The 20,121-nt window shown below is 27.8% G+C and carries 19 protein-coding genes; 11 read left to right on the forward strand and 8 right to left on the reverse strand.

Features of this window, described 5'->3' with window-relative positions:
* Positions 1-114: 114 nt before the first annotated feature.
* The 5 genes from M4L39_RS13550 to M4L39_RS13570 all read right to left on the reverse strand — a co-directional run bounded on the left by M4L39_RS13550 (position 115) and on the right by M4L39_RS13570 (position 8,093).
* Positions 115-498 (reverse strand): hypothetical protein, encoded by a 384-nt coding sequence (locus M4L39_RS13550; protein WP_277582473.1) that lies wholly within the window; start codon positions 496-498, stop codon positions 115-117.
* Positions 499-812: 314 nt separating this feature from the next.
* Complete coding sequence (locus M4L39_RS13555; protein ID WP_277582474.1) at positions 813-1,673, reverse strand: CPBP family intramembrane glutamic endopeptidase; 861 nt, start codon at positions 1,671-1,673, stop codon at positions 813-815.
* Positions 1,654-3,780, reverse strand: coding sequence for a DNA topoisomerase III (gene topB, locus M4L39_RS13560; protein WP_277582475.1), 2,127 nt, complete (start codon positions 3,778-3,780; stop codon positions 1,654-1,656). Before topB ends, M4L39_RS13555 begins: the two co-directional genes overlap by 20 nt.
* A 140-nt stretch (positions 3,781-3,920) precedes the next feature.
* Positions 3,921-6,146, reverse strand: coding sequence for a VirD4-like conjugal transfer protein, CD1115 family (locus M4L39_RS13565; RefSeq protein WP_277582476.1), 2,226 nt, complete (start codon positions 6,144-6,146; stop codon positions 3,921-3,923).
* Positions 6,147-6,158: 12 nt separating this feature from the next.
* Positions 6,159-8,093, reverse strand: coding sequence for a MobA/MobL family protein (locus M4L39_RS13570; RefSeq protein ID WP_277582477.1), 1,935 nt, complete (start codon positions 8,091-8,093; stop codon positions 6,159-6,161).
* A gap of 201 nt (positions 8,094-8,294) precedes the next feature.
* On the opposite strand from M4L39_RS13570, the gene M4L39_RS13575 reads away from it, so the two are divergent.
* The 5 genes from M4L39_RS13575 to M4L39_RS13595 are packed head-to-tail and all read left to right on the forward strand — an operon-like array spanning position 8,295 to position 12,437.
* Positions 8,295-8,585, forward strand: coding sequence for a hypothetical protein (locus M4L39_RS13575; protein WP_277582478.1), 291 nt, complete (start codon positions 8,295-8,297; stop codon positions 8,583-8,585).
* A 12-nt stretch (positions 8,586-8,597) separates the two neighbouring features.
* Positions 8,598-8,837, forward strand: coding sequence for a DUF3847 domain-containing protein (locus tag M4L39_RS13580; protein WP_277582479.1), 240 nt, complete (start codon positions 8,598-8,600; stop codon positions 8,835-8,837).
* A gap of 6 nt (positions 8,838-8,843) precedes the next feature.
* Entirely contained in the window at positions 8,844-11,030 is a 2,187-nt protein-coding gene (locus M4L39_RS13585; RefSeq protein ID WP_277582480.1) for a hypothetical protein, read from the forward strand.
* Positions 11,031-11,041: 11 nt separating this feature from the next.
* Complete coding sequence (locus M4L39_RS13590; RefSeq protein ID WP_277582481.1) at positions 11,042-12,031, forward strand: hypothetical protein; 990 nt, start codon at positions 11,042-11,044, stop codon at positions 12,029-12,031.
* Positions 12,032-12,056: 25 nt separating this feature from the next.
* Positions 12,057-12,437 carry a hypothetical protein gene (locus M4L39_RS13595; RefSeq protein WP_277582482.1) on the forward strand — a complete coding sequence of 127 codons (381 nt, stop codon included), beginning with the start codon at positions 12,057-12,059 and terminating at the stop codon, positions 12,435-12,437.
* 4 nt (positions 12,438-12,441) lie between these two features.
* On the opposite strand, the gene M4L39_RS13600 is transcribed toward M4L39_RS13595, so the two are convergent.
* Both M4L39_RS13600 and M4L39_RS13605 read right to left on the reverse strand, forming a co-directional pair.
* Positions 12,442-12,711: a helix-turn-helix domain-containing protein gene (locus M4L39_RS13600; protein ID WP_277582483.1), complete on the reverse strand. Its 270-nt coding sequence runs from the start codon at positions 12,709-12,711 to the stop codon at positions 12,442-12,444.
* 94 nt (positions 12,712-12,805) lie between these two features.
* The gene (locus M4L39_RS13605) at positions 12,806-13,075 is read right to left on the reverse strand and encodes a helix-turn-helix domain-containing protein (protein ID WP_277582484.1); all 270 of its coding nucleotides are present in this window, start codon (positions 13,073-13,075) and stop codon (positions 12,806-12,808) included.
* 423 nt (positions 13,076-13,498) lie between these two features.
* Here M4L39_RS13605 and M4L39_RS13610 point away from each other — a divergent pair, with 423 nt between their 5' ends.
* Both M4L39_RS13610 and M4L39_RS13615 read left to right on the forward strand, forming a co-directional pair.
* Positions 13,499-14,911: a replication initiator protein A gene (locus tag M4L39_RS13610; protein WP_277582485.1), complete on the forward strand. Its 1,413-nt coding sequence runs from the start codon at positions 13,499-13,501 to the stop codon at positions 14,909-14,911.
* A 70-nt stretch (positions 14,912-14,981) separates the two neighbouring features.
* A complete protein-coding gene (locus M4L39_RS13615) occupies positions 14,982-15,215 on the forward strand; it encodes a hypothetical protein (protein ID WP_277582486.1) in 234 nt (77 codons plus the stop codon).
* A 34-nt stretch (positions 15,216-15,249) separates the two neighbouring features.
* Here M4L39_RS13615 and M4L39_RS13620 read toward each other — a convergent pair whose 3' ends face one another.
* The gene (locus M4L39_RS13620) at positions 15,250-15,420 is read right to left on the reverse strand and encodes a hypothetical protein (RefSeq protein ID WP_277582487.1); all 171 of its coding nucleotides are present in this window, start codon (positions 15,418-15,420) and stop codon (positions 15,250-15,252) included.
* A 183-nt stretch (positions 15,421-15,603) separates the two neighbouring features.
* Between M4L39_RS13620 and M4L39_RS13625 the strand changes: the two genes are divergently transcribed.
* The 4 genes from M4L39_RS13625 to M4L39_RS13640 all read left to right on the forward strand — a co-directional run bounded on the left by M4L39_RS13625 (position 15,604) and on the right by M4L39_RS13640 (position 20,112).
* The gene (locus M4L39_RS13625; protein ID WP_193014055.1) at positions 15,604-15,837 is read left to right on the forward strand and encodes a hypothetical protein; all 234 of its coding nucleotides are present in this window, start codon (positions 15,604-15,606) and stop codon (positions 15,835-15,837) included.
* A gap of 116 nt (positions 15,838-15,953) precedes the next feature.
* On the forward strand, positions 15,954-16,985 hold the full coding sequence (locus tag M4L39_RS13630; protein ID WP_277582488.1) for a hypothetical protein: 1,032 nt from the start codon (positions 15,954-15,956) through the stop codon (positions 16,983-16,985).
* Between the two features lie 14 nt (positions 16,986-16,999).
* Positions 17,000-18,928 carry a VirB4 family type IV secretion system protein gene (locus tag M4L39_RS13635; RefSeq protein WP_277582489.1) on the forward strand — a complete coding sequence of 643 codons (1,929 nt, stop codon included), beginning with the start codon at positions 17,000-17,002 and terminating at the stop codon, positions 18,926-18,928.
* A gap of 14 nt (positions 18,929-18,942) precedes the next feature.
* Positions 18,943-20,112: a CHAP domain-containing protein gene (locus tag M4L39_RS13640; RefSeq protein WP_277582490.1), complete on the forward strand. Its 1,170-nt coding sequence runs from the start codon at positions 18,943-18,945 to the stop codon at positions 20,110-20,112.
* The last annotated feature ends 9 nt before the right edge of the window (positions 20,113-20,121 follow it).

Here is a 20,121-nt window from a genome sequence, read left to right on the forward strand (position 1 = left end):
AAGCTTACACACTCATTTAGATAGTGTGAAAGGTTGGATATATGCCTGTTCACACGTGGGCTTTTTTACATAAATAAAAAGCATGCTATCTTTTATAGATAACATGCTCTTACATTATGCTTTTATCAGTTCTATGCATTCTTCATTGTAATATTTAATTATATAGACACTTGGCATGCTTAAAACTTCTCTACAACCAACTTTTTGACTATTTAATAATTTAATTGCTATATCAATATCTTTAACATTTTCTAAAAAACAAAAGCCGAAGCTTTCTGATACATATTCATTACTAATTTGTGCTTTTAAGTTATAGTCATTGATTACATCAGTTTTTGTACCGAATAGGGCAAAGACCTCATGTAAACTATCATAAATAGTGTACAAAACTTCTTTTGATTTTCCAATTTCTCTTATCAGTGTTTTTGTATCTTCACTTAAAAAATTGTTGAACTCTAAATCGTTAAAATCTTCCATTCTAATAATTTGTTTATTCATATTTAAATTCATCATTAGCACCTCTTTTGATATTTGTTGTCTGTTGACAATGAAGCAATTGCATTTACATTTGTTTTGTAAAGTATTCAGCATTGCTTGTTGTTCAAGCAATGTTGAAATATAAAAAAATTTTATGTGGAACGTTTTAAAAATTTTTTATGGTGCTTTAAAAAACTGAATCACCAATTAGTAGTTATACTAATTGGTGATGAATAGTAAATGCTTATATGCGAGTGTCAACAGACGAGATCAAAGAGATTATTATAGTAGTTAAAAATATAGTTAACACGTTACCTTTTTAAACTACTGTAAAGTTAATATTTTAATTTTTTATTTGCTTTGTACTTTTTGAATCTATACTCCCAATAGTTTCCATAATTAGTAATTACACTTTCTTTTTTATAAAGAAACCAAATAGTATATACAAATATATATAAAACTATCATGAAACCTACTAAATATACAATATTCTCGTAATCATATCTTCCTAAGATTGAGCATGTATTACCTATCATATGAATTGCTATCACAAGCTTTATATCTCTAGTAAAAATAAATACAAGAGATAATATGATTCCACTTACTAGATAACCCCCGATGTTCTCTATATCATATCCTTTTGCTACATGTACAAAACCAAATAAAACAGATGAAAATATAAAAAATGATATAACTCCTAATTTATCATTCTGATTTTTAGTTTTATTTTGTAAATAACTAGAAGCTGAAAGTATTGTTATAAATAAAACACCTCTAAAAATAATTTCTTCTATTATTGGTGCTGTTAAACTACCACCTGCAAAGATTATATCCATTGATGAACCCACATCATGTTTTTCATTAAGTCTTTGATTAGCTGTGTCGCTACTGAATCTACTTGATATAAGTGTTTGAATATATATTGCTATAGAAACTATGAAAATCTTACTATATATAGGAATAGATATAGGCTTATAGTATTTATTAGGTATTTTGTTTTTCTTTTTATTGAATACTTTATATAGAATATACAAAACAATAACCATAGATATTATTAGTATATGACCTATCGTACTCTTTAAACTATCAGCTAAAAATTTCATTTCTAAAAAGAGTATAAACGTAGTTATCCCTAATGTTATAAATCCTATTCTATGAAAAATTTCTTTACTTTCTTTAATTAAATGAAACTGCATATCTTTTTATTCCTTTGTTTTTATCATCTTCAAGTTTTAAATAGGCTTCATACGTGCCACCGTCTTTTTTAGGCAACTTAATTTTCTTCTTAGTTTTACCATTTGTAATTATTTCTTTAATCTGGCTTTCACTTAATTTTTTCTTAAAGAAGTTGCCGAAGAAGATTTGCTCACAATCAGTACATTTGTAAACTTTACCTCGATTTTGTATTTGTCCTTTTTCACAATTAGGACATTTAGCAATATTATTTTCTTTTTGTACTTGATTTGCTAACTCACCGATTTGTGCATTGTTTTCTTTTTCTTCTTTCATTGATAATTCTTTCTCAATGAATTTTTTAATCATATTTAAAAATCCGTCTTTGTCTGCTTCACCACTTCCGATTTGTTTCAAACGTTTTTCCCACTCTGCTGTCATGCTTGGACTTGCCAATAACGTATCTTTTACTGCTGTACAAACCATTTCCCCTTTAGGTGTAACGTAATAACGATTTTTATAAAGTTTAATGTATTCTCTATTAATTAGTGTTTGAATGGTATCAGCTCTTGTCGCTTCCGTTCCTAAACCGTTAGTTTCTTTTAGAATTGCTTGATCTTCTTCATCGTTTAAAGTTTTACCAGCTGTTTCCATCATCGCAATTAACTGTCCGTCTGTAAAAGGTTTAGGAGGTTGCGTTTTGCCTTCTGTTTGCTCAACTTTGGATTCCACTTCTTCTTTTTCTATTAATTTAGGTAATTTTGCTGTTTTTTCTTCGTCTTTATCTTCATCGTCTTTAGATTTCTTAAATAATGACTTCCAACCAATTTCTGTTTCAACTTTTCCTGTTGAATAGAAAATCATGTCATTAACATTAGTTTCAATTTTAGTTTCATCAAAAATATAATCGTTCGCAAACATTGATAGGGTAGTTGAAACTACTAAATCAAGAATTTGTCTTTCTTGTTTACTTAATTTATTTAAATCATCTTCGCTAGGAACTTTTGAAGTCGGTATAATCGCATGATGTTCCTCAATAGCTTCCACTACATATGGCTTTCTTTCTTCTTTATAAGACGTTTCAAAATCTTTTTTATATATTTGTTTTAAATCGTTTAATTTATCAAGCAAATAATCAAATTCACTTTGTGTGATTGCTGGTGTGTCTGTTCTAGGATAAGTTAATATTTTCTTATCATATAGACTTTGTGCAATATTCAGTGTTTCTTTTGAGTTAATTTTAAATAGTGAACTTGCTTTTTTCTGCAATCCAGATAACGAAAATAGATTTGGTGCTTTTTGTTTTTTTTCTTTTGTTTCTAATTTTTGAACGAATCCCTTAGTAGAATTACTTAATTCATGCTGTTCAAATATATTAGTAATTTCTTCTTTATCTTTTGTTTTAATCTTTGCTTTTCCTTCATATTGACCATGTTCTGCTTTGAATAAACCTTTAATTTCATAAAAAGGTTCTGAAACGAAATTTTCAATTTCTTTTTGACGTTCGTAAATCATGTATAGGGTAGGCGTTTGAACTCGACCTATTGTTATAACATCATTTAAGCCTTTGCTTCTGAAAATACTTGTATAGAATGATGTTAGGTTCATTCCGACCAAGTAGTCACTAATTTGTCTTGCATTTGCTTCTTGATACATGTTCAAATCAATTTTATTATCATCTAATTGTTTGAATTTCTTTCTAATATCTTCATGAACTAATGAGCTATTTGCATAACGTTTTATTGTTTTATTTTTAGCACCACTTAAACGCAATACAGAGTAAAATATGTTTGATCCTTCACGACCATAATCTGTAGCATTTATTATCGTATCTGCTTTATTCACAAGCTTTTTCACTATATTAAATTGACTTTGTTTACCTTTAGCAACTCCGTACTCATATTGTGTAGGAAAGAAGGGTAAGTTTTCAATACTCCATGTATTAACTGGTTCGTTGTAATCTTTTGGTGTTTTCATTTCCACTAAGTGACCAATTGCCCAAGTTACAATAGCATTGCCGACAATATCACTTTCTAATTCAATATAACCATTTTCTTTCTTTTTAATACCTAATGCCTTCGCATAGTCCATTGCTTGACTAGGTTTTTCAGCTAAAATTACTGTTGTCATATTAAAACTCCCTTTGTTATGTTTTTCATTTAATTAATATACTAATATTGTACCATAGAACAACACGTCTGTAAAGTAGACGTATTATAAAAAATGGAACTTTCTAATTTATTATAAATAGAAAGTTCCATTTTTTACTGTTAAACATCTATACTACGGTTGGAATTATCATTCGCTTTGTCATTCGCTTTGTTTTTAAAAGTATTAATATTCTGTTCAAATTCATCAGCGCTTTCATTTACGATATTAACTTTATCTTCATCGTTCATATCTTTAAATGCTTCATCTTTATTATTAACTTTATCACTTGAATCATTAAATGCTCTACAATCATTTAATAAATTGTTTAAACCATCATTTCCATTTTCAACTTCTTCAACAACTTCTTGTGTTAAAGATTCTGTTTTATTTTCAATTAACTTTTCATTTTTATTATCAGATTCTTGTTGTGCTTCTTTTTCTTGTTTCGCTTCTTTTTTAATATTTAATTCATTTTCTTTTTTTCTTTTATCCATTTCACTAAAAGTTAATTGTTTTTCAACATCATAATTTTTAGCTTCTGCAACAGGAGAGGTATAACCTAAACTATTTCTTACATTATCATAATTATATTTATAAGTTTTCTCACCATTTTTAACAACTTCTTTTGTTAATAAATTAGGAAATACTTTTGCTTGAAATGCTTTTTCTAAAAATAATGGGTCATGACCGTTTATCATTAATATACAATCTTTTTTCCTTAGATTTCCAACTTCACTTGGATCCATTAAACGTCTTTTTAAGTAATTATCACCTAATTGTGTGCTTATATTACCTTTGCTTTTCGTCATATCATTTTTCTTTTGAGATATTGTAGTATCTCCTAGTGATTCACTTATCCATTTTGTAGTGTTAGTATCTTTTTTGTCTGCTCTTAACAAAAGGGTTGTATCATGGTTCCCTAAAATGTCGGCAGCTTCTTCTTTACCATACATTGATTTTTTTTCTAATTGCGCTCTGTTTTGAATAATTGTGTGCATACTCAAACCTAAACCACGACACGTTGCTAATGTTTTTGAATAGTCATCTAGCTTACCTATATTTGCAAATTCATCTAACATAAATACAACTTTTCTTTTGAGTTTACCTCCAGTATTATTAGCAATATCATAATAAACATTAATCATTTGATTAAAGAATACTGATGTTAATGGGGCAAACGTATCATCTTTCATAGAAAGTTTCACATATAGAATAGCTTTTTCATTTATGAAATCTTCAAAGTTAAAATCATTTCTTTTTGTCATTGCTTTTACTTCTGGAAGCTTGAATAAACTAAAACCATTATTAAGTGTAGAAGTAACAGATTTCCTAGTATCTGATGTTAAATCTTTAATAGTATTTAACAGTGGTTTAGCTGGGTGTTCCTTATCAATTTGTTCTACCCATTTTAAAAAATGTTCTTCGTCTTGTATATGTTCATCGTAAACGTCTACTACTTTTTCTAAATTAGCTTCTTCTTTTGAGTATTCAGTTTTCACAAAGACAATTAAAGCCGATAAAATATTAATAGCCGAGTTTTTGAAGAACTGACCACTGCCACCATCTCCACCTTTTTCAAAGTTTGAAATAATATTATTCGCTACTTTTTGTGCTTCTAATGATGTTTCAACATAATACAATGGATTATATTTAGACTGTGCAAAATCAACAAAATCTACTTGATAAACTTGATAACCTTGATCTCGTTTTAATTGGGCAGTATCTCTATGAAGTTCACCTTTAGGGTCAATAGCGATTATTGATTTGTTCTTAATGTTAATGAGATTAGGTATTACGTAAGACTGTGTTTTACCAGCACCACTTGAACCTATAATTGCTACATTTTGATTATCTATTTCTGTGTCATCATGCATGATTAACAAATCTTTTTTTTCGGGAACCTTACCTAAAATGTAACCATTCTCCATATCCAAGTTTTTCTTTAAATTACTTCCATAGTGACTATTTTTTTTACTCACTAATGTTTCTCCATTTCTTAATTCATCTGGATCACCCCATTTAGAAGTACCATGTAAACCGACTTCATCTGCTTCTGAATACCCTTTTTCATCTAATAGAATACCCTGTACTAAATAACAGATTAAGAAAGTAAATATCAGAATAAATAGTAGGGGAGTGTATATAGGTAATACCTCTAAAGTTTTTTCCGTCACGCTCATTACATGTGTTACGTAATCACCATATTCATTAATATTCGGTTTATCTGTATCGTGATTTAAATACATAGCAACTAATGTATTTATAAGGTGAGTAGGTATTAATGCTACCACCATAATTATTAAAATCTTTAACCAAAAATGAGGTTTTATTTTACTTCCAAACATTCAAATCACTCCTTATCTTGTCATGTTATTTTCACGATCATCTTTATCTCGTTTTTTCTTTTTCTTCTTAGTTCCAGTTGAATTTCCTTGTTCTAATTCTTGAACATATTGAGATAAAATATTTGTTACTCCCAAATTACCAAACTGTCTATTGGGTTCTTTTCTCTCAATATTACTTTCTTCTTTATAATTTTCATTTTGTTTTTGTTCTCCATTTTTTAAATGTTTTTCAACAATTTCTTGTTGTGGAACTTTATCGTATTTATCTAATGAAATTATAAGTTGTGATTTACTATAAGGCGATTCGTTTTTAATTCTTTCATATGTTTTATTTCCAAGTTTATTCATTAAATCATCATCAATGAAATGACTTACTCTCTCTAATTCATTATGTTTAGATTCAATAAATGCTTTTTCAATTTGCTGTGTTTGAACATCATCAATGGTATTATCTTTTGAAATGTTTATATTTCTTTCACTAAAGTAAATATCTTTTGAAACTTTTGTATATAGCTCTTTAACATCTATATCACTAGGTATAATATTATTGTCCTTAAATTCTTTTTCAACTTTAGATACATGTATGAATTCACCTTTAAATCCATTTTCAACAATAAATGCTTTTTCATCATTAGTGAACTTATCATGACGGTTAGGATATATAGAAGAAACAATATTTTCATTTGCTTCAACTTCTTTATTTAATATATTCTTAGAAGCATTGTATATCTCTAATCGTTTGTTTTCTTTAGCTTCATTGTTTTTCTTCGCAATTGCTAAATTATCATATTGTTTTTGCATTGGATCATTAAATCTATCCTTATCAAATCCATATTTTGTAATGTCATTACCTTTAAGTTTTTCATTAACAATATGGTCTAAATATTGTTCTTTCAAATCTAATTTAAGTTTTTCATTCATGATTTTTCTACCGAAAGTAGAAGCAGTTTGATGTGTGTTTTTAATTGTTTCTTTAGCTTCAATATATCCAACATCATATTTATATCTGTCTTTAAGTTTTTGGTAATCTTCATCATCTTTATAAGTAGGTTTATAATCTTGAACCAATTCATTAAATGCGTCCTGTTTCTTCATTTGTTTTTCATCATGTTTAATTTCTTCAGTTAAATCATTGTTATAATCAATAATTTCTTGATTTATTTTTCCATAATATGTGACTGGTTCATACTCAATACTGTTCTTTTCACATCTATATTTCTCTTTTTCTTCAATACGATATTCTTCTCTTGATAAACGGATTTGCGCAATTTTTTCTTTACCTTGTTCTTCAAAACTTCTTGAATCATATCTACGTTGACTATTTTCTCTTTCGGCAAAAAAGTTTAATTTTTGTTCCCAACTTTTTCTCAATGGTGTTGTTTGAATATCAGAAAACCGTTCTTGTTTTCTAATTTTATTCCCACTTTTATTTAACTTAGGATTGCCATTTTCATCATATTGAGTGCGTGTTTTTGTTTTACTTCCCCAAGTACCATCTTGATTAAAAGGACGTTGTGTTAACAAAACGTGAGCGTGTGGATTGTTAGAGTCATCACGATGAATACTGATATCAGCAACCATACCTTTATCAACAAATTCAGATTGAACAAAGTTTTTTGCTAATTCTGTTTGAACTTCTCTATCTAAATCATTTGGTAAAGAAAGCAAAATTTCAGTTGCTAGTTGTGGACTGTTAGTCTTAGTATTTTGTTTTTCAACTTTATCAACTTCATTCCATAACTTTTCTCTATCACTAGCCCATTCAGGTGCATTTTCTGGCGTCAAAATCATAGATTCAGGTTTAACAACATGATTTCTAAATTTGATTTGTTCATCTGTTCTTTCACTATATAATTCTTCATCTGAACGATATGAAGCACAAGCAATAATATTTCTAGAATCTCTGTTTATGTGATTAACATCTAAATTATAATAACCTTTCTCCATGACTTTGACCTCCTTTCTTTTAGCCCCTGCGGGAACTATACTCATTTATGAACTATGCCCATTATGCCAACTTTCAAGTTTGCATATAGATGGGCAGTGTCTTACGAACTGATTTTATTATACCATATTCTAGTGACTTAACCAATGGTTTGTGGTATAATTACAATATAATAAATAAAAGATTTAAAAGGAGTTTTAATAATGGCAAAAATCAAAAAAACAGATATTAGTAAATTAAGTAAATTAGATCAACAAATCGAAGAACTAAAAATACAAAAGAAAAAACAAGAAGAAGATTTAGCAAAAAATATCGGAAGCCATTTCATGAATAACATTGATATTGATGAATTAGAAACTACAGAAGATTTGTATAATATTATTGATGAAGTATTAGGAAAATTTAATAACATTAAAAACAATAATGAATTTGAAAATAATGATTTTAAAAAGGAATCATCAGAAATAAATAATGAATCAGAATCAGTAAATTAATCGAGTGATAATATGGACGAATTTAAAAAGATTAAAAAAACTGAAGCAAAAATTGAAAGAACAGAATTACAGAGGAATAGATTAAAAAACATTGATAGAAAAGAAAGAGCACATAGACTAATACAAAAAGGGGCTTTACTAGAAAAATATTTTGAAGCCGAAGAATTATCACCTAATGAAACCGAGGAACTATTAAAGTATTTTGCTAATTATGTAAATTCTAATAAACCTAGTAAATTTAAAAAGGAGTAGATATTAATGCCTAATAATCAAGAAGTATCTCTTCATGTAAAAGCAATTGATAACAATGGAAATGAATTTCAAATACCATTCAATGAACTTTCTGTTATGAAAGGAAGTGCTTTTAAAAACATTGATGAACTTTATCTAATTTCAAAAACAGAAGATTTAAAGAAAACTTACTCACTTTATGAAGATGATTTAGGTAAAGATGAATATGAAACAAGACAGATTCCTAATGAAAATAATCAATCAGTAGATTCAAGAATTAATTTAGATAATATAAATGGGCGACAATATATAGATCGTTTTTTCGAATTACAATCAAATTTATATCAAAAACAAAATATGTATAAAGATTTAGAAATAGATAAATTAAAGAAAGATGATTCAGTAAGTGAAATGTATATAACTCAAAAATCAAAAGAGCTGGAAAAAGAAAGTGTTATAAATAATAGAAAAATAAATGGTGCTAAAAGTTTCATAAAAACTGAAAAGCCTAATTTCGATCCATTTCTTGAAGATAATTTAAATAATGTAAAAATTGTCGAAGAATTAAATCAAGATCTTTCTAAATCAAATCAAAAAGACTTTTCTAATAATATGGATTATAAAAACGAATCTTTAAATAATAACAATGAGCAAAATTTCATTGAAAATAATGGTAATGTCATACAAGAAAAAGAAAATCAAACAAACAATTTAAATCAAAATAATAAAGATTTTGAAAATATCACTTCCAAAGAAACAACACAAGAAAATGAAAATGAATCTCGATTAAATAAAGAACTAGAAATGAATAGGAAGTTTCCTAATAATCCATATGGAACAATAGAAGATTTTATTAGTAAAAAAAGTTATGATGAAAATCTTTATGACGCTCAAAAAAAAATGGATAACTTAAATTTAAATTATAAAGATTCAGTTGAATTTTATAATAAAGTCAGTAATGAAATGGAAATAGAAAGTGATAGAATTGAACAAACTGATACTTATAAAAATGCCAATGGAGAACAACAGAGCTATCAAAAATCAGCAGTAGTAAATAAGGTAGAAAAAGAAAATGGAATTAAAGAAAATAGCAATTATAAATTAAAAGATGTACTAGAATTATATGCTATTAAAAATTCTGATAATCAATTATCTAAAGAAATTGAAAACTACCAACCAAATAATATACAGGATAATAAACTATCGGTAGATACTTCAAAAGAACTACAAAAATTAAAATCAGTAGAAGTGGAAAAAAATGTTATTGGTTTATTACCTAAAGAACAACAAGAGAATAACTTTAATGAAACGCTTAGTCGATTGGATAAAAACAAAAGTTCTTTAAAAGATAATTTAAAAAATTATATGAGTAACGAGAAAATTGATAATGCTATTAATTCTGTTAAACAACACTTTGATAATATAAAAGTTAAAGCAGAAGATGTTCAACAGACTTTTAAAGATTTAGGTCAATGGAACACAGAGAATAAATTCGTTAAAGATATAGATAATGTAATTAATTCAGTAAAGGACTTAGGAAAAAAACATGAAAATGAATTACTTCAATCTGATTCTAATTCCATCATGTCTAAATTAAATAATGAATATTTAGAACTCAAAGAATTTGTAAATAAAGCAGAACAGGATAATAATGTTTTTAAGGAAGAACAAAATATAAGAAGCGAGTTTGTTAGCAAAATGCTTAATGCCAAACAAATAGAAATTGATTTTGATCCTAAAGAAGTCACTAAAGATTTATCGGAAAACCAAAAATTAGAAGTGTATAATCATTTAAAAGATTTAAATCATCATTATCAAAATAACGCTAATACTACCAGCTTAGTAAAAGAACAAGAAAACAAAGTAATAATTAAAAATCTTGAAGAAGATAACCCAGAATTTATAAATAAACGTCAAGAACATGTAACTTTAAAACAATCATTACAACCAATAAAAATAGAAACTACTAATGAAAAGTTAGATAGTATTATTAAAGAAAGTAATATAGATATCAAAAAAATGGACGGTTTAGATAAAAAGAATTTTAAAGAAAGTAAAAATCAAGAAAAAACAATTACAAATCAAAATGCTCATGCTAATAAAATTAAATCTAACGACATGTTTAAAAAAATGGAGAAACTCAATCAACAAGCAATTAATGAAAATACAGAAAAGAAGGAACCAAAAATAAGTAGACAATCTATGACTAGATAGGAGTGAATTAAATGAAAAAAAACGAAATTTATGAAGATATATATAAAACAATTGAAAATACATCTTATTACAAGGCACAAGTAGAAACAGAAAATCATGAACGTACAAATGAACTTAAAACAATTGAAGATAATTTCACAAAGTTAGATAAATCAAATGAAATTGATAAACTAAACAGTGCTGAACATAAAGATGGTATAAAAGAATATTACAACAATATTGATAAATCGCAAGCCTTAACTGAATACAAAGAAAGTTACAGAAATCAAGAAGAATTATATATTTATCAATCTCAAAACGACATCTACAATGATAATATGCTTTCAAAAAAATATTTTGAAAACACTCAAAAATTGGATTATCTTGAAAAAAACATCATTAGTCCAACTGAAAAATACGAAGTCCAATCAGATGTTAAATCAGAACTATTGAACGAAGATAACAGAGAAACAAAGAAGGAAACAATCGAACAAGAATATTCTAATTTCAGTGAAGAATTGTACAATAAAAGAGAACATCAAGAAGAAAGTGAAGAAACGCAAGAGAATATGTTAGATAAAATGGCAGAAAAGAAATTATATAATGCCAATGATGATATTATCAAAAACAATGCTAAAGTGATTCACTATATTAACGATAATGAAAAAGAAAAATTAGAGAATAAAGTTGAACAATCAAAAAACTTTGAGAAACTTAATTCACAAGATATGATGTGGAAAATTGTTAAAGAAGAATCATTGAATAGCGAATATCTAACAAAAACAGATGATAATATGTTAGACGCTCGTGCTAATGCTTCTAATATATCGTCACAGGTTGCTAATAACAATAGATCGCAATATGCACCTAAACAAATGAATAGAAACACATCATATAATAACGCATACCAAAGTTTAGACAAATCAAAACAAATAACAAATACTAATTATACTGAAAATCGTGAAAATGATAGTATAGAAGATAGTAGAAAAGATAAACGAGATAAGGGTATGTCTCGTTAAAAATTAATGATTAAGGAGGTTACTCATGAAAAAGTTTTTAGCGTTAACAGTATTAGGTATCTTGTTGCTAACGTTGTCTGCGTGTAACAAAGATAACGAGGGTAAAATACAAGGTAAATGGAAGGCAGATAATGCACAAGCAGTTTCTAGTGTTGGAACTGATCTTGTTTTTAAAGAAGGTAAAATACACAGTAATGGTAATTCTGAATCTTTGTTTGATTTGAAGTCTTACACTTTCAAAGATAAAGAGCAAAGTGTAATTCGCCTTTATACCAATACCGCTGATGATGGTATTTATAGCAAAGACAATCCAAGAGTGTACGGCACTATCAAATTTAAAGACAACGACCATTTCTCAATAGAAACTACAGATGATGGAACATATAAATTCAAAAAAGCCGACTAATTATTTAGTCGACTTTTTCTATTTTAGTCCTAACTTTTTTGAAAACATATTCAATTGGCACACCATAAAATTCAGTCAACCTATAAACAAACATAACACTAATTCTTTCCCTCTTACCATTTTCAATTTGTGATAAATATGATTTGGTTATGCCAAGTTCATTGCTGACCTTTTCTTGACTTAAATCAATGTCTTTTCTAACGTTTTTTAGTTCTTTACAGACTTCTTGTAAAAATATGACAGATTTATCTTTGCTCATTTTAATTCCTTTCATATGTGTTGTTTAGTCATTAGATAAGGTATCACTACTTTGATAATATCCTTTGAATTGCAGTGTACTATTGATTACAACAAAAACCTATGTCTTTTCATTTCCAACTGTTTTGATCTAAATTCATTTTTTCTTCTGCTCTATATAATATCACTTTAAAATCCACATCATAATAGTTTGCTATTGCTAGGTAAGTTACTAAAGAAGTTTTCCCTCTTTTGCCATTTTCAATATCAGATAAATATGAAGCTGATATACCTAAGTCAAACGCCACTTTATCCTGTTTTAATTTCATTAGTGTTCTTTGATGTTTCAATTCTAAACAAATGTATTTATGGAGTTTTAGTAACTCATTGTTAGATTTCATAATCAATTGCCCTTTCAATATTGTACCTTTATATAATTATATTAGAATATAGGCATGACAAGAATAGCTTAAAGGTTTATATATCAACCCAAGAGTTAATAAAATGCTTTATTTAACAAATTTTTAATGTTATTATAGACGTACAATTAAATTAATGAAATTTCAGAAATCTAATTCATTTTGCTATAAATTAGTGTTATGATTAATTTATAGCAAATAAAAAGAGCAACTACTACTAATAGTTGCTCTCTGGTAATAAAACGTTCGGTCAAACGTTGATTTAATATTGATTTGATAACTGTATTATATAATGAATAATTACTTTGTGCAAGTATATTAATCATAAAATACAACCATTAAACTATTTTAAAACGTTTTATTACCTCTTACCAAAATTCAATTTATGGAAAGAGGTTTTTTATTATGTACAACAAAGAATATGAAGGCAATTTTTACAAAGTATTTCTATTTTTATTTTACGATGAAAATTTTTCGAAATTACCAACTAATGCAAAATTAATGTATGTTTTATTCTGTGATAAAAATGATTTGAGTAAACAATCAGCAGCACAAGGTAACACTCAATTTTTTGATGAACAAAACCGTTTATATTCGATATATTCAAATGAAGATTTAGCAAAAGATTTAAAAATAAACGTTAAAAGTGTTCCTAGACTAAAGAAACTATTGAAAGAAAAGGGATTGCTTGTAGAAGAACAACAAGGGTTAGGTATGTCTAATCGCATATACCCTAAACAACCTTACACAGATGGTTTCTTGTACCAATATGATGTCAGTGTATGGTATAAACTACCAAAAGCTCTTTTTTGTTATAAATACTATAATGAATTAGATAATCCAACAAAAATCTTTTATTCAATTTTATATAACACTTTCAGATATAGTCAGAACAAAGGGAAATATATATATAATGGTAAAGTATATTGCTCTTTAACTTATAAAAAAATTAAAGAAATAACTGGTTTTGGTTATGAAAAAATTAAAGAAATGAAAAAAGAATTACAGGAAAAACATTTAATCACATATGAAAATGGTGGTTTTAGTAAAGCAGATCGTTTTTATGTACATTTACCGCAAGTAACAAAGAATATGGAAATAACTGATTCTAAAACATGGGATTATTTAAGAAACACAATGATAAGCATAAAATATAAAAACACAAAATTTATTTCAGAGTATAGAAAATCTTTTGAAAAAGAACGCTATAAACTGCGTCGTATCAAAGGAGTAACAAAATCGAAATCATGGAAGTCACAAAATCGAAATCATGGAAGTAACAAAATCGAAATCATGGAAGTAACAAAATCGAAACCTAATAAGACTTATATTATTAAGCCTTATAGTAATAAGATTTATAGTAATAAAACTACTACCAAAAAAAGTGATAAAAAACCAAGTGGTAGTTTGAACAACTTATATTACCAAAAGTATTATAGAGACATAGAACAAAATTATAATATCAAACTTACAAAATTAGATAAAACAGAATATAATAAATTGTTTGAATCCTTAAAAGAAGAAATTATTACCTTTGCAATTGATTATTGTTCCAAAGGTAATAATCCCAAACAATATTTAAAAACAATATTAGCTAACTGGATAGAATCTAACGTAACAACTATAAATCAAGCTACTGTACAAGAATATAAATACAAGAAAAAAATAACATCTAACCCAAATAATAATTCTAAAGAACTCACACCTAAATGGTTAGAAGAACGCAAAAATAATGAGTATATAGAACCAGTACAAACACCAGAAGAAATAGAATCATTAGAAAAAGACAGACAAGCATTTTTAGAGTCATTAAAGTGAGTCTAGGATATGTATTACCTAATGCAATATAAAACACTAAAAAGCTTTTAAAATTAAGGAGAATGTTAAGATGGATCAAAATTTCGATATTAAGAATACTAAACAACTTTTTGAAGTTTTTAGAGATAAAGAAATTATTATTTACTTAAACAATGAAAAAGAAACAATAGTAAGTGGCACAATGATACACCACACTTCATTTGAAGTTCTAATGAATGTGAAAGTGAAATTAAAAACTGGAGAAAAAGTAGAAAAATTGAGGGTAATACCGAAGCACAGTATATTAATTGCTAAAGAAAAATAAAAAAAGAGAAGTAACATGTTACTTCTCTTTAAAGCTATTTTTTATCATGATCGAATTGATTATACATTTTAATAAATTGACTTAAAACATCTTCAACTAGCATTGTTCTAGTTGTGTGAGTTTTAGATAATCTAACTAAATTATCTAATTCTTTTACAGTCGATTTTTTTAAACTCAATGTCACTGCATGTTTACTATTAGTCAAACAATTACCTCCTTTTTTAGTGCTATTAGTATTAAAAATATAATACAATTATACCAATATTTCCCTTATTAATCAATGCTATCATCTAATAATGTATGAAAAAAATCATAAAAAAAGGTTGTATGTGTAGTTGTACAATGGTATAATATAATCATACTTAAAAAGACAGGAGGTAAGTTGATTATGGATCAAATTTTCCAACCTATTCAAGATATTTTTAAAGATTTAGGGAGTAACTTATTGAAACTTGCAACATATGTTGCAATCGTAGGTATTATTATTTGTGGTTTCGGTGCAACAACTGGTTCAGAGAAATCTAAAGAAAAATTTAAAACTGGTTTCATCGTTGTTGTAGGTGCATTTGTTGTAATTCTTTTAGCAAGAACAATAATATTCGCTGTTAAAGGTTACTTCTAGAAATACAATGAAGATGAAATTTCAAGGAATTACCATAAGGTATTGTTTTACAACTTAGAACACTAAACTGGAATCAAACAATACCTTTCTTATTCCTAAAGATAGGAGGTAATCAATTGTCTGAATATGAAAGTAACAATAAATATGATTTTATTGGGAAAGTTGATTTAGAGGTCGATAGTAATAAATATTTATGGTTTTTTAAAGTCAAAGATATAGTTTTGACTTTGCCAGTTTTGTTACTTGGTATAATTTACATTATGATATTGAATAAATTTTTTCATTTAAACTGGGAAGATCATATCCCACTTTACTTAATTGGAATTTTACCATCATTCGCTTTATATGCACTTTTGGCAATACAATCTAGTTTGTATGAAAGAAAAAACATTTCAATATTAAATGAATTTAAATATAAGTATGATTATAAAAAACGTAAAAAAACGTTTGAATATAATAATGACAAAATTCAAAAGGAGAGTGAGCTTTTGGAGGATATCAGAGGGCAATTAGGACTAATGGACATTTCTAAAGAATCATACGAACTATTAAGTGATGAATTAGTTAAGGTTATACAAGTTAGTTGTATTAATGTTACTGGCTTACCTTTGAGCGATCAAAAGAAGGTATATGACAATTTCGAGCAATTTAACAATAAATTAGATACTAGACTTTTCCCTATTCAAATTACAACTAAAACAAAACCAATATCTTTAGAAACATATATTGAAGATTGTCAAAAGATTTTTGAAAACACAGGTGATAGATATGACAGACTTTTTGGAAGTAGTTATTTAAAATTAGCGAATGATATTCAAAAGAATAAGAAGATGGTTTCTAAATCACCTTATGTTTGTATTAAACGTAAAAAATCAAAAAAAGAAAATACAGAGGAAGTATTAGAACAAATGGCTGAAAAATTAGTTTCTGATATAGAAGATATGTTGCCACATCAATATAAACTAAGTGCAAGAATATTAAGTAATGAGGAAATGTTCACGTTATTACATTATTCAGTTGATTATGCCACTGCTAATATTATTGAAGGTCAAAAATTAAATGATAATGAAACAATTACTTTTTCGACAGAAGAAAACGAAGATTTCGATACTTATTGGGATCACAAGAAACAACATCACATTATTTAAAGGAGGGCTGAAATTTGCTTAAAAAATTATTTTCATTTGGAAAACAAAAAGAAGGAGAAACTGGAGAAATAACGTTGGAAGATACAGTGGATATTAATTACCCATTACTTAACACTTTAGCCCCCGATTCAATTCAAGAAAAAGAAGGAAAGCTTGAACTGGGAGATAATTATACTAAAACATTTGTTGTTACTTCATTAAAAGGACAAATAGACGCTGATGATTTAAGGGAATTAAATGAAATTAGCGATAACATAGATTTTTCTTATTATTATGAAGAAATGGACGAATACCAAATAAAAAAACAATTAAGTAAGAGTATTCAAGAAAATACAACAAAAAAAAATAATCCAAATGCCAGACCAGATACTAAGACTGACGCAGAAGCAGAAATTAAATCGGCAGAAAGAACATTAGAGAAATTATCATTTAAACAAACTAAAATGTTTAATTTACAAACAATTATAAAAGTTACTGCAAGTTCTGAAAGAGAATTAGATGTTCTAAGTAACAAAGCTACAACAATTTTTAGTTCAATAGGTCGTCCAATCAACCCTAGATTTAGAATTAAAGACGCTTTTGATAGTAGTTTACCATTTGCTACAAACAAATTGAAAAACTTCTCTAGTACAACAATCACATCACGTACATTGAGTTATTTCTTCCCTTTCCATGAAAATGAAATCATCATGTCAGATGGGATTATATTAGGAAAAAATCGTGCTACTGGTAATATTATAAAAGTTAATTCAGAAAATCTTTTAAATAAACATATGTTTGTAGTTGGTATTTCTGGTTCGGGTAAATCAACATTTTTATTTGCTGATATGATGCGTAGAAAATCATTCGGTTATGACATTTTGGTAATTGACCCTAAAGGTGAATTTGGTAAACCCTTCATTGAAAGAGGAGGTAAATGGTTTAAATTCTCAAATGAGAAAGGTGGTAACATGCTTAACATGTTTGATGTTCCACAAGTATCTTATAAAGTTGATGAAACTGGGGAATATCAAGAGCGAATTAATCCGATTAGAGATCATATTACATCATTAATGGTTTCATTTAAGTTAATGTACCCAAATATTGATTTAGACGCTCAAAATGAATTGAGCAGTGTATTAATTGAATTATACAAAAATCACAACTTGGATATAGACGGAGATATTGATTTCACTAAAATTTCTAACGAAGATTATCCTATTTTACAGGATTTAGCAGATTTAATTGATAGTTACAAAAAAGAGAATTTAGAAGATGGTTCTAGTAATCCTAATTATAACCCAGAACGTTTTGAAAGATTATCAAACTTCCGTAAAGGTATTGATAAATATATTGAAGGTGGGCTTTATCAACATGTATTAAATGGTTACACGAATGTTGATACATTGGATAAAAGTTTAATTGCTTTTGATGTTAGTGCTGTTACAGATATTGAAGAATTGAATAAAGTTGTTTATTACAATGTTTTAACGTATATCAAAAAATTGATTTTAAATGGCGAAAGAAAGAAAACGCAAGTTTATGTAGATGAAGCACACTATATTGCTGATCCAGATGTACCAATAGCAATGAAAAATCTATTTATAATGATGAAAGTATTTCGTTCGTTAAATTGTGGTGTAACACCAGCTACACAATCTATTTCAGACTTTTTAAGTGCAGAAGAAAAAGGTCGTAATTATGGAGAAGCTGTTATTGACCAATCTATTCAGAGAATATTTTTGCCGATGTTAGATAAAGAAGTTGAAGAAGTAAATAATCAATTAAATCTTAAACTAACGGAAGAAAACAAAGAATTTTTAAAAGTTGCAAGTGGTGATGTGGTCGAAGATAGAGGTAAAGGATTTTTATTTGTAGGTGGTAAAAAAGTTAAAATAGAAGTTATTTTAACAGAATTAGAACACAAGGTTTGGGCAGAAAAAAATTATGAAGATTTAGAATAGCGAGGTGAGGATAATTGGAAGGAAAAGACGTAGCAAAAACAGGTGGGTGGCTCACCTTTAAATTAGTAGGTGGTGTTGCCGGTGGAATTCTTGTTATCGTTATCCTTGCCATAACGCTAGTTATGGGAACTTTGTTAGGACAAAAAGATGAAGAAGATAAAGAAAAAGCAAGTTCATCTGGTGATGGTTATACTGTCAACGGTGGAACAGTTCAAAATCCTAGAAGTAATTATGCAGAAAATGAAGTGCCAAAAGAATTTGAGAAATTATATAAATCAATCGCAAAAAAATACGGGATTGATTGGCAACTGTTAGCTGGAATACATCGGGTTGAAACTGCTTTTAGTAGTAATGTTCAGTCATCTAGTGCTGGTGCGATTGGTCATACACAGTTCATGAAGTGTACATGGGCTGGTTGGTCGGCTAGTGGTTGTAGTGGTTCATTAGGAAATGCAGAAATACCCAAAAGCGAATATACTGACCCAGATAAAATTAAGAGTGGTGGTGGCGAAGGTGTAGACGGTAATGGAAATGGTAAAGCTGATCCTATGGAAATATCGGACGCTTTAAGTGCTACAGCTAAGAAACTTGAAAAAGATGGCGCAAATAAATCACCCGAAACAGCGGTTCATTCATATAATCATTCAAGTGAATATGTAAGTGATGTAATGGGACATTACAACGCTTATAAAGATAATGTGAAATTTGTCAAAGCAGGTATTAAAGACCCCGATAAATTAGGAAAAACAAGTTCTAATTCTGGTAGTTCTGGAGGTTCAGATTTAGGAGGTTTTGAAGGTAAGTTACCCAAACCAGATAAAGAAAAATTTGATTTACAACCTACTTATCCATACGGTCAGTGCACTTGGTATGTTCATCAACGTAGACACCAACTAGGAAAAGAAGTTCCAACAACATTAGGTAATGGTGGTGATTGGGGAGATAATGCAAAAGCGCAAGGTTTTAAAGTAGGTTCAGAAGCGAAAGTAGGTGCAGCAGCCTCAATTAAACCTGGATTCTTTGGTGCGCCAGACCCTTACGGACACGTAGTATTTATAGAAAAAGTGAAGAAAGACGGTGGCGTTGTAGTTTCAGAATCCAATGTTAAAGGCGTAGGTGTTATTAGTTATCGTGAATTTTCAAAAGCAGATACAAAAAACATGCAATTCATTTATGATAAATAATTTTAGAAA

The organism is Staphylococcus equorum (assembly GCF_029531845.1).
Taxonomy (GTDB): Bacteria; Bacillota; Bacilli; order Staphylococcales; family Staphylococcaceae; genus Staphylococcus; species Staphylococcus equorum_C.

Excerpts from the sequence above, each read along its gene's own strand:
- M4L39_RS13610 (WP_277582485.1), top strand. The coding sequence starts at position 13,499 with ATGTACAACAAAGAATATGAAGGCAATTTTTACAAAGTATTTCTATTT.
- topB (WP_277582475.1), bottom strand. The coding sequence starts at position 3,780 with ATGACAACAGTAATTTTAGCTGAAAAACCTAGTCAAGCAATGGACTAT.
- M4L39_RS13565 (WP_277582476.1), bottom strand. The coding sequence starts at position 6,146 with ATGTTTGGAAGTAAAATAAAACCTCATTTTTGGTTAAAGATTTTAATA.
- M4L39_RS13600 (WP_277582483.1), bottom strand. The coding sequence starts at position 12,711 with ATGAAAGGAATTAAAATGAGCAAAGATAAATCTGTCATATTTTTACAA.
- M4L39_RS13590 (WP_277582481.1), top strand. The coding sequence starts at position 11,042 with ATGAAAAAAAACGAAATTTATGAAGATATATATAAAACAATTGAAAAT.
- M4L39_RS13580 (WP_277582479.1), top strand. The coding sequence starts at position 8,598 with ATGGACGAATTTAAAAAGATTAAAAAAACTGAAGCAAAAATTGAAAGA.
- M4L39_RS13555 (WP_277582474.1), bottom strand. The coding sequence starts at position 1,673 with ATGCAGTTTCATTTAATTAAAGAAAGTAAAGAAATTTTTCATAGAATA.
- M4L39_RS13575 (WP_277582478.1), top strand. The coding sequence starts at position 8,295 with ATGGCAAAAATCAAAAAAACAGATATTAGTAAATTAAGTAAATTAGAT.
- M4L39_RS13570 (WP_277582477.1), bottom strand. The coding sequence starts at position 8,093 with ATGGAGAAAGGTTATTATAATTTAGATGTTAATCACATAAACAGAGAT.
- M4L39_RS13605 (WP_277582484.1), bottom strand. The coding sequence starts at position 13,075 with ATGAAATCTAACAATGAGTTACTAAAACTCCATAAATACATTTGTTTA.
- M4L39_RS13585 (WP_277582480.1), top strand. The coding sequence starts at position 8,844 with ATGCCTAATAATCAAGAAGTATCTCTTCATGTAAAAGCAATTGATAAC.
- M4L39_RS13615 (WP_277582486.1), top strand. The coding sequence starts at position 14,982 with ATGGATCAAAATTTCGATATTAAGAATACTAAACAACTTTTTGAAGTT.
- M4L39_RS13595 (WP_277582482.1), top strand. The coding sequence starts at position 12,057 with ATGAAAAAGTTTTTAGCGTTAACAGTATTAGGTATCTTGTTGCTAACG.
- M4L39_RS13550 (WP_277582473.1), bottom strand. The coding sequence starts at position 498 with ATGAATAAACAAATTATTAGAATGGAAGATTTTAACGATTTAGAGTTC.
- M4L39_RS13625 (WP_193014055.1), top strand. The coding sequence starts at position 15,604 with ATGGATCAAATTTTCCAACCTATTCAAGATATTTTTAAAGATTTAGGG.